The 12,589-nt window shown below is 48.8% G+C and carries 12 protein-coding genes; 5 read left to right on the forward strand and 7 right to left on the reverse strand.

Annotated elements, in window-relative coordinates; all coding sequences use genetic code 11:
• Window positions 1-158 precede the first annotated feature (158 nt).
• The 5 genes from N8M53_RS06005 to N8M53_RS06025 all read left to right on the forward strand — a co-directional run bounded on the left by N8M53_RS06005 (window position 159) and on the right by N8M53_RS06025 (window position 4,613).
• Window positions 159-2,234 (forward strand): TonB-dependent hemoglobin/transferrin/lactoferrin family receptor, encoded by a 2,076-nt coding sequence (locus N8M53_RS06005; protein ID WP_269579850.1) that lies wholly within the window; start codon window positions 159-161, stop codon window positions 2,232-2,234.
• 77 nt (window positions 2,235-2,311) lie between these two features.
• Window positions 2,312-2,848, forward strand: a complete 537-nt coding sequence (gene hutX, locus N8M53_RS06010; protein ID WP_269579851.1) for a heme utilization cystosolic carrier protein HutX — start codon at window positions 2,312-2,314, stop codon at window positions 2,846-2,848.
• Between the two features lie 2 nt (window positions 2,849-2,850).
• A complete protein-coding gene (gene hutZ, locus N8M53_RS06015) occupies window positions 2,851-3,420 on the forward strand; it encodes a heme utilization protein HutZ (protein ID WP_269579852.1) in 570 nt (189 codons plus the stop codon).
• A 135-nt stretch (window positions 3,421-3,555) separates the two neighbouring features.
• On the forward strand, window positions 3,556-4,026 hold the full coding sequence (locus N8M53_RS06020; protein ID WP_046073301.1) for a DUF2947 domain-containing protein: 471 nt from the start codon (window positions 3,556-3,558) through the stop codon (window positions 4,024-4,026).
• A gap of 143 nt (window positions 4,027-4,169) precedes the next feature.
• Window positions 4,170-4,613, forward strand: coding sequence for a hypothetical protein (locus tag N8M53_RS06025; protein WP_269579853.1), 444 nt, complete (start codon window positions 4,170-4,172; stop codon window positions 4,611-4,613).
• 123 nt (window positions 4,614-4,736) lie between these two features.
• On the opposite strand, the gene panP is transcribed toward N8M53_RS06025, so the two are convergent.
• The 7 genes from panP to ugpB all read right to left on the reverse strand — a co-directional run bounded on the left by panP (window position 4,737) and on the right by ugpB (window position 12,376).
• Entirely contained in the window at window positions 4,737-6,383 is a 1,647-nt protein-coding gene (panP, locus tag N8M53_RS06030; protein ID WP_269579854.1) for a pyridoxal-dependent aspartate 1-decarboxylase PanP, read from the reverse strand.
• Between the two features lie 216 nt (window positions 6,384-6,599).
• Window positions 6,600-7,121 (reverse strand): hypothetical protein, encoded by a 522-nt coding sequence (locus N8M53_RS06035; protein ID WP_269579855.1) that lies wholly within the window; start codon window positions 7,119-7,121, stop codon window positions 6,600-6,602.
• 194 nt (window positions 7,122-7,315) lie between these two features.
• The gene (locus tag N8M53_RS06040; protein WP_269579856.1) at window positions 7,316-8,137 is read right to left on the reverse strand and encodes an HAD family hydrolase; all 822 of its coding nucleotides are present in this window, start codon (window positions 8,135-8,137) and stop codon (window positions 7,316-7,318) included.
• Between the two features lie 21 nt (window positions 8,138-8,158).
• Window positions 8,159-9,262, reverse strand: a complete 1,104-nt coding sequence (gene ugpC, locus N8M53_RS06045) for a sn-glycerol-3-phosphate ABC transporter ATP-binding protein UgpC (protein WP_269579857.1) — start codon at window positions 9,260-9,262, stop codon at window positions 8,159-8,161.
• On the reverse strand, window positions 9,263-10,111 hold the full coding sequence (gene ugpE, locus N8M53_RS06050) for a sn-glycerol-3-phosphate ABC transporter permease UgpE (protein WP_269579858.1): 849 nt from the start codon (window positions 10,109-10,111) through the stop codon (window positions 9,263-9,265).
• Window positions 10,111-10,992, reverse strand: coding sequence for a sn-glycerol-3-phosphate ABC transporter permease UgpA (ugpA, locus tag N8M53_RS06055; protein WP_269579859.1), 882 nt, complete (start codon window positions 10,990-10,992; stop codon window positions 10,111-10,113). Before ugpA ends, ugpE begins: the two co-directional genes overlap by 1 nt.
• Window positions 10,993-11,071: 79 nt before the next feature.
• On the reverse strand, window positions 11,072-12,376 hold the full coding sequence (ugpB, locus tag N8M53_RS06060) for a sn-glycerol-3-phosphate ABC transporter substrate-binding protein UgpB (protein WP_269579860.1): 1,305 nt from the start codon (window positions 12,374-12,376) through the stop codon (window positions 11,072-11,074).
• Between the last annotated feature and the right edge of the window lie 213 nt (window positions 12,377-12,589).

A 12,589-nucleotide genomic window follows, 5' to 3' on the forward strand; every position in this document is an offset into this window, starting at 1 on the left:
ATATGCTGGTTAGGTCGCCACACCGTGCGACATGAACAGAGACAATATATTACCCAATGCAAACAAGATCAATTATCGTTTGCATTCCTGTTCTCAATCAATAGAATCACCTTCAAATGATGATAAGTCGCATTTGCAGTAAGGCATAGAGAACCGTTATGAAAACCAGAAAGGATATTTGGACAGTAAAGCATAGCCACCGTGTTGCGTTAGCAGTCGCGGCTGTATTGGGTACGATGAGTGTTACGCCTCAGGCCGTCGCTGAGAGCGCGAGTGCCGCCAGCCAGACTCAAGAGGCTAACCCTGTAGAGACGCTCTCTGTCTACGGAAGCCGTATGGACACACAGAAAGCGAACGCTGGCGTGGCGGTGAGTACAGTGTCATTGGAAGAGATAGAGAAACGCCAGGGAAGTAATGTCACGGATTTGATTCGTCATTTACCCAATGTCTCCGTACTCGGAGGAGGGCGTGATGCTGCTCAGTCTGTTAGCATTCGTGGCCTTAGCAGTGAAAACGGCCGCGTCATCCAGCTTGTTGATGGTGCTCGTCAGAATTTCTCGGTCGGCCATCGTTCCAGCCTGTTTATCGATCCTGAATTGCTCAGTTCAGTCGAAGTGGTCCGTGGCCCTTCCAGTACTCTATGGGGGTCTGGTGCATTAGGCGGTGTATTCGCACAAAACACCAAATCAGCCAGTGACTTTCTCTCTGGCACAGAAACCTTGGGTGGCTATGTAAAACAAGGCTTCCACAGCAACGACAACGCCTCACGTACAAGCGGTGCGGTGTTTGGTCGCTCGGAGACGGTTGATTGGCTAGTACAAAGCTACTATCACGATAGCGATGATAGCCAATTAGGTAATGGCCAAACCTTGTCGTATTCTGCGGATCGAGAAAAAGGTGGGTTTGCTAAACTGGTGTTTACGCCTTCTTTGGATCACCAGTGGTCATTCATCGCGCGTCAAGGTAAACGTGACGCCATGGTTCCCTCTAATCCGACGACAGAAGAGCCGTCAACCTCGTCGCCCCTCGTGTATCGCCAAGTCGACGACCAAAGCGTGTCAGTCGCCTATAACTACAACCCAAGTCAGCCGTGGATAGACTTAGATGCGCACCTTTACTGGAATGATACCGAGGTCAATGAGCATCGGGTTGAGAAGGGTGAATTTGATAATAACCAGATGCAAACGCTGGGCTTATCTTTATCCAACCGCTCAAATCTTGAAAACCTCACGCTCACTACTGGGTTGGATGCCTATCAAGACAACTTTGAGACAGTACGAGACGCGAGTAGCTCGATGTTTGGTCGCCCAGATGACCAAGACGCCGAAGCACAAAGTGTCGGCTTGTTTACCCAAGTTGATGTACTGCTGGGACAAGCATGGCACTGGCAAGCGGGTGTCCGTTTTGATGCTTATGATGCGAAAGATAAGCGACCTGAATCGACCATTGGTAACCATGATGACACGGCGTGGTCGCCTTCAACTGCATTGACTTGGAATGCGACTGAACAGTTAGCATTGACTGCCAGCTATCGCGAAGCATTCCGTGCCCCGAGCTTAGAAGAAATGTATGCCAGTGGCACACATTTTGGGATGAACCAATTTGTGCCGAATCCCGGCTTGAAGCCAGAAGAAAGTGCGAACAAAGAGCTCAGCATGACCTATACGCTTGCGCATAATGGTTATGTAGATCAAGGTTTTGTCGATGTGAGGTTATTTAGAAACGATGTTGATAACTTTATCGAACAGTCAATTAAATACGGCCCCTCAGGCCCGAAAGGACAAGGGTTCGATGGGACGACTGTTAAGACAAATTTGCCTGAAGCTAAACTCGAAGGCATAGAGGTTAGCTTGCATCACCAACTTGGTGGTTTTACCAACAACGTGAGCTATAGCCAAACCGAAGGCAAGAATAAGCATGATGGCAGCTATCTAGATAATATTCCCGCTCATAAATGGGTTGTGGAAACCGACTACGCGCTGACGACGTTACCGGTGAGTGTTGGTGGTCGCGTTTCTCATTATGCCGATCAAGACGACACAAATAATGCCAAAACCTACGACGGCTATACCCTGTGGGATCTCTATGCAAGTTATAGCCCGAATGGCGCCTGGGATGGGGTGAAGTTTGACCTCGCGGTCGATAATTTAACCGATGAGCAATACACCCAAGCGTGGGCGCAAACTGCGTCACCCGGGCGTGATATTAAGTTCAATGTTCGTTATCAGTTTTAGCCCAAACATAAAGGGCAGGTGAACGCCTGCCCACTCAGAGACGACACATCACAATAAGAATAGGCTGGGAGTGATCAATGACAACTACCACTTTAAACGAGCAGGTAAACGCACTATTGGCAGATAATGCCTCTATATTGCCTGCTGATATAGCGAAAACCTTAGGCGTGACTGAAGGCGAGGCGGTGCGTGCCATGCCGGCTGAGTATCAAACGTGGGTGGACGGGCAGCATGCGGAAACCGTTTTCACCCAGGTGGCCGAATGGGGTGGCCCGGTCACGGCGATTGTGCATTCCGGCGGCTCAATTTTTGAAGTGAAAGCCCCGTTTCCCAAAGGAAAGATCGCTTATGGCTACTACAACTTAATGGGAAAGCCGGGTGAAATGCATGGCCACCTAAGGTTAGAGCGTATGGCGGGTATTGCGTTCGTCAGCAAGCCTTTTCGCGGTAAAACAAGCCACTACATCGGCTTTTTCACCGAGCAGGGTGATTCAATCTTTAAGATTTACTTGGGGCGTGATGAAAAACGTCAGCTTCTTGACCATCAAGTTGAAGCATTCCACCAACTAAAAACGCAGTTAGCGACCTCAACACCAACAGATCGGGAGCAATAATCATGGATCAAGCGACGAAACAACAGCGCCTACAAAACCGTCTTGGCCCAGAAATCAAAGCCTTTCGTGCTAACTGTCGGACTTTGCAGCTAGCAACCGTCGATGCGCAAGGAAAACCCAACGTGAGTTATGCGCCATTTGCACAGTTGGAAGACGGTTTTTATATTTTAATCAGTGAAATTGCTCGTCATGCGCGGAACCTACAACAAAATCCTCAGGTTTCATTAATGATGATCGAAGATGAAAACGGCGCGAAACAGATTTATGCGCGCCAGCGCCTTAGTTTCGATGCCAATGCTGAATTAGTGATGCGTGATACTACTGAGTGGCAAACGGGTATCTCGGCGCTAGCCCACCGCTTTGGTGATATTATTGACAGCTTAAGCGGGTTAGCTGACTTCCATTTATTCCGTCTCAAGCCGGAAAACGGTTTGTATGTCAAAGGGTTTGGTCAGGCCTTTCAGGTTGGCAGTGATGACTTTGTCGACATGGTACATCTTGATCAGGGCCATCGAAAACTTGGCGACAGCCAGGATATTCGATCGACCGATGAGATAGCGGTTAACGACTAATCAAGTTCTCATATACGAACGGCAATGTGTGTGCATTGCCGTTCTTGTGTCGCTTCAGTCCGGGTTTACTTAGTAACAACCCAGTGATGATTATGATAAAGTTGTCGTCATCATAGAGCGTATAACCTGATTAGCATGAATTATCTCCCGTTGTCTGAATATAAAAGAAAGTGGATCTTCACCCACCAGTCTTTACCTATTCCCGAACAGGATCTCGCTGACATTAAACCCATGGCTGAGGCACGCGCGGCGCAGTTATGGCAAGAATTTATCAGCAAGGATAGCCCCACACCGGATCATTTTGGTAAGCAAGATTGGCCGACGCATCAAAGCGTTTGGACCCAGCGACTGGTTTGGCAACAAGCCTGGGATGATGATGATGATCTTCCCGTAGAGTTTCTCGCTAACTTTCCTTGGGAAGACAATATTACGGTCTATTTTTGCTACGACAAACATAATATTGTCGAAACCCAATGGGGCGTGTTTAAACGGTATTGGAAAAACTTTCTATTCTACGATGATAAACCTATTTTGCTGGGACGTCGTCGCAAGGAAGTCGCTATGTTTGAGCAATCAGGCGAAGTGGTGATTGGCAAGCGTGACTGACCTCAAGTTATCAGCGGTAGTGCCGTTACCAATGGTAGCCATGCGCTAATGTGACAGCCGGGCGTGGTGGCGCGATGCGCCTTGATAAGTGGACCAGCCTTGGAGAGACGCGTTGTATTCGGTGCACAGTGTAGGAAGAAGCGATGATTAGAATAATGGCCGCAGTGTGCTTGTCGATGTTATTAGTCGGCTGCTCACTGCCAAAAATGTCGGATTTATGGCGCAATTACAGCACCATTGGCCTCAACGAAGCACTGCGCGGCGCGCAACAAGATCTTGTTCATTGTCGTTATGAAAAAACACTCGATACGGCGCAGCGCTACACCGTGATTGGTACGGCACGAGAGAAAACACGTGCGTTTGAGCTAATGGGCATCGTCTACAGCGAACAAAAGAACAGCGCAGAATTTGACCACACATTGCAGCGATTCTTGTTTTCAGAGCCGGGGCGGACGATGACGGCATCTCAGGTGCAGATGCAATGGCGTCAAGCCCAGATTGATATCGAACATCAACGAGAGGCTGTATTGAGTCAAACCCATTGCCTGCAATCGACCGACTCACCCAAAACAGGACCGTTGAAATAGTGCGAATGTAACATTGAATCGTTGTTAACCAGATTAGAAAGGCAGTCATCTCGCGATGACTGCCTCATTCGTTGAGGGCTTACTTCAAGTCCACTGAGAGCTTAGTCCGTTGCAAGCCAATGCTTAGGCTTTAAGGATACTTTCAGCCAGGGTCATCAGACGTGGGTAAGCAAACTCGCTTTCTTTTGCGATTTCACCTTGCTCCGTCAGCACTTCTTGTAAAATATCAACGGTGGTGAGCGGATTGGCTAGCACAACACGGAAAACCGTGGTGGTGCGACGTTGCCACTGCTCTGGTGTAAGGCGCGTACGTGAGACAAAGGTTTTGCCCGATTCACGCTGGCGCTTTTGAATGAACTTGGTTAAGTCGTTGAGCAAGTCATGCATCAACTCAATTTGCTCCTCACTTGCCACAGCCAGTGCGGTTTGTACTTTTTCGGGGACAAAGCGATAGGTGAGTAGGCACAACTCCGGTACCGATATGAGCTCAAAATCTGGATGAGTGGTTATCATGTCGGCAAACGTCGCCGCTTTATCAATACTTTGATCGATCAATAACTCATAACCGCGGCGAGAGATAATGTTCATACATGCAAACACCAACATTGCCATGCCACTGCGAGAGCCCTCGAGAGTGTGACTCCCCAGATCTTTTGCTCCTTTACGCAGGATGTACTCCGCGTGGTGTTCGATCGACGCCACGAGCGACGGATCTTTAAACAGCACCATACCTGCCCCCATCGGGACATAAAGCTGTTTGTGCGCATCAATGGTGACAGAGTCAGCACGCTCGATACCTGCCAGTTTATGGCGCTGATTATTTGACATCAAAGTCGCGCCGCCCCACGCGGCATCAACGTGGAAATGAATGCCTTCACGCTCCGCGATATCCGCTAGCGCATTGAGAGGATCAATGCTTCCGGTTTCTGTAGTGCCCGCGACACCCACGATGGCTATCGGTTTAATATTGTCTTGATTAAGTGTTGCAATGGTGTCTTCGAGGGCATCAATGCAAATGCGATTTTGGCTATCGGCAGGAACCGAGATCAGTTGATCGCGGCCAATACCTAGTACATCAGCCGCCTTACCCAACGAGTAATGTCCACGCTCCGACACCAAGATAGCGAGGTCGCGATAGCCGTAGTGGCGCATCGCGCCAAACAAACCAGCCTTGTTGATCCCAGGGAAATCACCATCAGGCTTCAGGACGTTGTTTCTTGCCACCCATAACGCAGTAATATTGGCCACTGTGCCACCAGAGCAAAAAGCACCAAGTGAATGGTTGGCGCTGTGCATCCAGCTTTGATAGAAGGCTTCATCTTGCTGGTAAATCAGATTATGCAGCATGCCAAGCACTTGCCGCTCAAGCGGTGTAAAGGCTTTAGACGTCTCAATTTTGACCGTATTTTGATTGAGGCCAATCATGATTTTGGACAGCGGCATCAAAAAATACGGTAGCGCTGAGGTCATATGACCGATAAATCGCGGTGAAGCGGTGTGAACCGACTGAGCGACCAGTTTATTAAGCAAAAACTGCGTGTGGTCAGACACGAAAGTGGGATCTTCAGGAATCGCTGGGTCACTAAAGTCGCTCTCAATGTCGGCAAGTGAGCGCTCGGTAGCGGTAATATGATTTTGTAAAAACCGATTAAGATTCTGAGAAATCGCTTGCTCAATTTGACTGAGCGTTGAATCTGGGGCTTCGGGGACAGTGAAAATCCGGTGCAAAGTTTCCGGTGTGGCGTCCGCGGCTTTATTCTTTGTTGCCATGACGTTCTTCTTATATCTGCTTGGCTGTCCAAATAGTGACTCTCTCTTGCTCATTGAGAGTAGAGTCACGATCACTGACTGAAAGTAGGCCTCAACATAGCAAAAAAAAGCGAGAGCATCAGGCTTTTTTTACTGATAGATGACAGCTGAAACAGCACACGCGTTAGGGAGTTGATAAAAGAGCCAGCGGCTGCCAGCTCTTAAATAGGGACGTGTCTACTGACACTGACGTTGGTTAATGCTGTTCATTTGGTCATTGTACTGGTTAAGCGCTTTGTCAATTTCTTTTGGATGGCTTAGCAAATCGGCAAGTGCACTGCGAAGGGCGTAGTTCCCGTCCATGGCTTCGCCTTGGCGGAAGTTAAACACTTTTTCAGCCAGCGAAGAGGGTGGTAACGAGCTCTGCGCGAGTGTTTTTACGTCTTCTTGGCCGAGCTTCAACCAAGATTCCACCGGCGCTTCTAAGTTTAGCTTGGCGCTATCATTTTCTAGGTAGTAGTCAAAGGCTTGTGCATTGAGGTTAAAGTGATTTTTACGACCTTGTAAAAACCATTGTGCAACCTCATCAAGCGATGCGTCTTTTTTCACCGTCATATCGACCAACGCTTGGTACCAATTGATCGATGCATCTACATAATCATGATACTTGGCCGAATAGCAGTCTGCATTTTTGATAGCCGCAGCGTTTGACATTATCGGCAACAGTGCCGCGACCAGTGCAAGGGCATAGCGTTTCATAACATTATCCTAATCGTTATCGTGTTTGCGCGTTATGATTATACGCACCAACCATATACGGGGCGCAAACGTGGAGGGTTGGGCATCTTTGTGAATGATAAAACGCAGATATTGTAGAACGAGCTAGTGACAAAGTTAAATAACACATTGATATAAAAAGCCCTGTAGCAGAAAAGCTGTGACACCACACTCAGTTAGCGGGTTGATATAGCTTGTTGGTTCGACAATACCGACAGCCAGTGACGGGTAAATTCGGCAAAACCAAACCCTCCAGGTGCATCTGTGATCCAAGTTGGCACGGTTGCCAACGTTGGAAGGTGAGGGGAGATATTCGCGACGCCGACGCTCAGAGGAAAGTGGGCAAACATGTCACTGTCGTTCGGTGAATCGCCAATAAACGCCGCGCGTTTCTGAGCCAGCCTGCCGGTGACATTGTAACGAGCTAACCATTCTTGCGCAGCGTGTCGCTTACTATGGGTACCGAACCAAGCGTTAATGTGAATCGAACTGGCTGTTGCATTGACTCCCTGTCCATGAAGCTCATCGAGCAATGCGTTGATCTCATCGGTGGATGCGCGTGACGTATGCTGGCCAATATCAATCGCCACTTCACAGAGACGATAAGACTGATCCGCAGCAAGTGCGCGAGCTGGATAGCGCTCAAGTAAGCGGTTTACCCAGTCAAGAAGGGCTGCTTGCTGTTGATGGGCGGCGTGATTGATTTTCGTGAAGCGCTGACCGTTTTCTTGCCATAGGATCACGCCACCGTTTTCGCTTATCACCGTATCAACGGGCCATGCGTTAATCATATGATCACCCCAGCCAGCGCAAGCGCCAGTGACAGGGATAACGTGAATGCCGGCTTCACGGAGATCGGCCATCGCTTTCAGTGTTTGCCAGGGCAGCTCACCTTTCCATGTCAAGGTGTCATCCACGTCGGTAAATAGCCATTGTGCGTCACGCCAGCGTGTGGCGTGATCATGCATTGACGATATAGGCAAACACTGATTCGGCATACGTGTCGCGATCCTTGTTAACTAAATAGCCGCCACATGGCGATGATTAACCTGACGCAGAGTGAGCGCCAGCCGTTTCCCCTGTTCATGGTCAAACACGTGGAGGTTGTCTGAGGCAATCGTCAAGGGAAGGCTATCCCCTTCAACAACCTTACTGTGCCCCTCTAGTCGCAGCGTGATTAAGCTATCAGTGCCTGAAATATGACCATAGACTAGCAAATCAGCCCCCAAAGACTCGGTTAGGGTAACCGAAAGCATGAAACAGGCCTGATCGGTAGATACCACCTTTAAATGCTCGGGACGTAATCCTACAGACACGGATTGTGTGTCAACGTCCTGACACTCAGCCAATACGTGTTGACCTATCGAGAGGGCGTTATTGTCGATACGACCTTCAACGATATTCATCGCGGGTGATCCGATAAAAGTGGCCACAAACAAGCTAGCCGGGGCATCGTAGACGTCTAAAGGCGTACCAATCTGTTCAACGTTACCACCATTTAATACCACGAGGCGATCCGCGAGGGTCATTGCTTCAACTTGGTCGTGGGTGACATAAACGGCAGTGGTATTCAGCTTCCTCTGCAAACTTTTGATTTCTAATCGCATCTGCACACGCAGTTTGGCATCAAGGTTAGATAAGGGCTCATCGAAGAGAAAGACCTTGGGACGACGCACAATGGCTCGCCCCATAGCCACGCGTTGTCGCTGTCCGCCGGACAATTGATTGGGCCGTCTATCGAGTAGGTGATCGAGCTCCAACATGGTCGCTACCTCTTTGACCAGTTGCTGGATGGTATTTTTTGGCGTTCCACGGTTACGCAAGCCATAGGCCATATTGTTAAACACACTCATGTGTGGGTAGAGCGCGTAGTTTTGAAAAACCATGGCAATATCGCGTTCACCAGGCTCAAGATCGTTGACCTTTTTATCGTCTATCACCAAATTGCCACCAGAGATGGTTTCAAGGCCCGCAATCATCCGTAGCAAGGTCGATTTGCCGCAGCCACTGGGGCCAACCAATACAATCATTTCGCCTTCTTTCACGGCTAAGTCGACCCCGTGAATGGCCTTAAACCCATTAGGATAGGTCTTTTCAATCTGATCGAGGGTTACCGTTGCCATTTACTTCTCCGTTTCCACTAAGCCTTTAACAAATAGTTTTTGCATGCCGAGTACCACCAAGACGGGTGGGAGCATTGCCATCAGGGTTGTTGCCATTACGCGGTTCCATTGCACCTCACCATCACCAACGGAGAGCATGCGCTGAATACTCATCACAATGGTGTAGTACTCATCATCGGTGGTGATCAAAATCGGCCATAGGTATTGGTTCCAACCATAAATAAAGGTGATCACAAACAGTGCTGCGATATTGGTGCGCGAGAGAGGCAGCAGAATATCTTTAAAAAACTTAAATGGACCTGCACCATCAATACGCGCCGCTTCAAGCATTTCGCCAGGGACCGTCATAAAAAATTGACGGAACAAAAAGGTCGCGGTGGCACTGGCGATCAGTGGAATGGTCAGTCCCGACATCGAGTTGAGCATATTGAGATCAGCGATGACCTGGAATGTTGGCATGATGCGCACCTCCACGGGCAGCATTAAGGTCATGAAGATCACCCAAAATGCCAACATCCGACCGGGAAAGCGAAAGTACACCACGGCATAAGCCGAGAGAATGGAAATCGCAAGCTTGCCAATGGCGATGCCCATTGCCATTAAAAATGAATTCCACAGCATGCCAGCCACGGAAATGTTTAACTCGCGTGATGTGCCTTCGGTTAATACCTCTTCGAACACAGATAAGCCTTTGTCACCAAACCATAATGGGGTGACACCACTTACAAAGGCACTGCTGTCATGGGTGGCGGCGGTGAGCGCTAGCCACACAGGGAGTGCAACCGAGGCAACCCCTAACATTAACACCAAATGCGAGAACACAGTAAGCCAAGGGCGACGTTCAACCATTAGTAAGCCACCTTCTTTTCAACATATTTAAACTGAATCACGGTCAATGCGCCCACGAGGATCATCAACACCACGGATTGCGCGGCGGACGATCCCATATTGAGGCCGACAAAACCGTCTGCATACACTTTATAAACCAGCGTTGTGGTAGATTGGCCGGGACCACCTTGCGTCATGGCATGAATCACCCCAAAGGTCTCGAAAAAGGCGTATACCAAGTTCACGACCAACAGGAAAAAAGAGGTCGGAGAGAGCAGTGGAAAAATAATGGTAAAAAAGCGTTTTACTGGGCCTGCGCCGTCAATGGCGGCCGCTTCCACCAATGAGCGTGGGATAGATTGCAGCCCGGCGAGGAAGAAGAGAAAATTGTAGCTAATCTGCTTCCATGTGGCGGCAATGATCACCATGGTCATGGCATCTCCTGAATGGATAAACGGATTCCAGTCTAAACCAATGGCTTTTAGCGCGTGGGCCAATACACCGACAGTGGGATTGAACATGAACAACCACAACACCCCTGCCACAGCGGGAGCGACCGCGTAGGGCCACACCAACAGTGTTTTATAGCCTGTCGCTCCTTTAATGACACGATCAGCCATTACCGCGAGCACAAGCGCCGATAGAAGCGCGATGCCTGCAACAGAAAAACTAAAGAACAAGGTGGTCAAAAAAGAGCGATAATAGCTGGTGTCTCCCAGTAGCTCTGTGAAGTTTTCGCCACCGACAAACTCGGTACTGAGACCGAAAGGATCTTCCAACAAGGTGGATTGCCATACAGCCTGCGCCGCTGGCCAGATAAAAAAGATAAAGGTGATCAGCAATTGAGGCGCGAGCAATAAAATGGGAAACGCACAATGATTAAATGTGGGTTTATTGGACATAGGCTTTCTCAAAAAGTGGAGCGGCAGTCTATACCGCTCCTTCATACAACAAGGTTTTTACTGAATGGAACTAAACCGCTTATTGGTTCGCTTTAGCAAACTTTGAAAGCAAGCTATTGGCGCGCTCAACCGCTTCATCCAGCGCTTCTTGAGCCGACTGATCGCCAGACCAAACAGTCTCAAGCTCTTCGTTAATCACATCACGGATTTGAACGAAATTACCTAAGCGAATCCCTTTAGAGGCAGGCGTTGGCTCGACTTCGGTCATCTGCTTAATCGCGACGTCTGTGCCTGGGTTTTGAGCATAAAATCCTTGCTTCTTGCTTAGCTCATAGGCCTCGTGGGTAATAGGCAAGTAACCGGTGAATTGGTGCCAGTCGGCTTGGATTTCAGGTTGAGACAAGAAAGAGAAGAATTGGGCAACGCCTTTGTATTCTTCTGATTCGTGACCTTGTAGAACCCAAAGCGTGGCCCCACCGATGATGGTATTTCGTGGCTGCTCAACGGCTTTATCCCAGTAAGGCAATTTCGCAACGCCAAACTCGAAATCTTTTACGCTTTCGCGCACACCGGCGTAAGACGCTGAAGAGTTCATGTACATGGCACATTCACCACTGTAGAACAGCGGTGCACTGTCAGAGCGGCGACCACCATATTCAAAAATGCCAGCCTGTTGCCAATCCGCCATTTTGGCAATGTGATCCACAAACGGAGACTGGTTAATTAGCATTTTGTTATCGACACTGCCAAAGCCATTATCATTGGTGGCAATGGGCGCATTGTGGCGAGCGCCGAGGTTTTCAATTTGTACCCAAGACTGCCAACCAGTCGTGAAGCCGCACTGAGCACCATTGGCAAGAAGTTTCTCAGACACTTTCTCCACCTCTTCCCAGGTTTTGGGAGGGTTGACGCCAGCTTTAGCAAATAGGTCTTTGTTGTAATACAACACGGGCGTTGAGCTATTAAACGGCATCGACAGCATATTGCCATCTTCATCTGAATAATAACCCGTGACAGAAGAGAGGTAGTCAGATTGGTCAAACGGGACGTTAGCGTTCTCCATCAGCTCATAAACAGGGTACACCGCTCCTTTTGCTGACATCATGGTCGCGGTGCCTACTTCAAACACCTGGACGATATGAGGTTGCTTGTTGGCACGGAATGCCGACACAGCGCCTGTCATGGTTTCGGTGTAGTTACCGTTGTAGACGGGTTTGACGGAATAGTCATCCTGACTGGCATTAAACTTCTCAGCAATTTCATTCACTTTTTCGCCAAGGTTTCCGCCCATTGCGTGCCACCATTCAATTTCGGTTGTCGCGTTGGCAGAAAAAGAGGCCAGCAACAGGGCCGAAGAAAGCGCGGTTAAGCGTTGGGTTTTCATGCGTCACTCCTTTTGAGGATGGGGTAATGTTCATTCGGCAACTTAATGAACAAAAATGAACATAATATGAACCCAAACGAAAAGGGAGATGACAATTGTATGACTTTTGACCGCGGTCGCATGGCGTGTGAAAAAATTGTTAATTAGAGCGTGTTTTGATGATGAAAACGCTGTAATCGCAAACATTTAAGCGTAAAGACGCTGTCATATTTA

The sequence above is a fragment of the Salinivibrio kushneri genome (assembly GCF_027286325.1).
GTDB lineage: Bacteria > Pseudomonadota > Gammaproteobacteria > Enterobacterales > Vibrionaceae > Salinivibrio > Salinivibrio kushneri_A.

Coding starts and splice junctions, on each gene's coding strand:
- N8M53_RS06005 (WP_269579850.1), top strand. CDS start 159: ATGAAAACCAGAAAGGATATTTGGACAGTAAAGCATAGCCACCGTGTT.
- hutX (WP_269579851.1), top strand. CDS start 2,312: ATGACAACTACCACTTTAAACGAGCAGGTAAACGCACTATTGGCAGAT.
- hutZ (WP_269579852.1), top strand. CDS start 2,851: ATGGATCAAGCGACGAAACAACAGCGCCTACAAAACCGTCTTGGCCCA.
- N8M53_RS06020 (WP_046073301.1), top strand. CDS start 3,556: ATGAATTATCTCCCGTTGTCTGAATATAAAAGAAAGTGGATCTTCACC.
- N8M53_RS06025 (WP_269579853.1), top strand. CDS start 4,170: ATGATTAGAATAATGGCCGCAGTGTGCTTGTCGATGTTATTAGTCGGC.
- panP (WP_269579854.1), bottom strand. CDS start 6,383: ATGGCAACAAAGAATAAAGCCGCGGACGCCACACCGGAAACTTTGCAC.
- N8M53_RS06035 (WP_269579855.1), bottom strand. CDS start 7,121: ATGAAACGCTATGCCCTTGCACTGGTCGCGGCACTGTTGCCGATAATG.
- N8M53_RS06040 (WP_269579856.1), bottom strand. CDS start 8,137: ATGCCGAATCAGTGTTTGCCTATATCGTCAATGCATGATCACGCCACA.
- ugpC (WP_269579857.1), bottom strand. CDS start 9,262: ATGGCAACGGTAACCCTCGATCAGATTGAAAAGACCTATCCTAATGGG.
- ugpE (WP_269579858.1), bottom strand. CDS start 10,111: ATGGTTGAACGTCGCCCTTGGCTTACTGTGTTCTCGCATTTGGTGTTA.
- ugpA (WP_269579859.1), bottom strand. CDS start 10,992: ATGTCCAATAAACCCACATTTAATCATTGTGCGTTTCCCATTTTATTG.
- ugpB (WP_269579860.1), bottom strand. CDS start 12,376: ATGAAAACCCAACGCTTAACCGCGCTTTCTTCGGCCCTGTTGCTGGCC.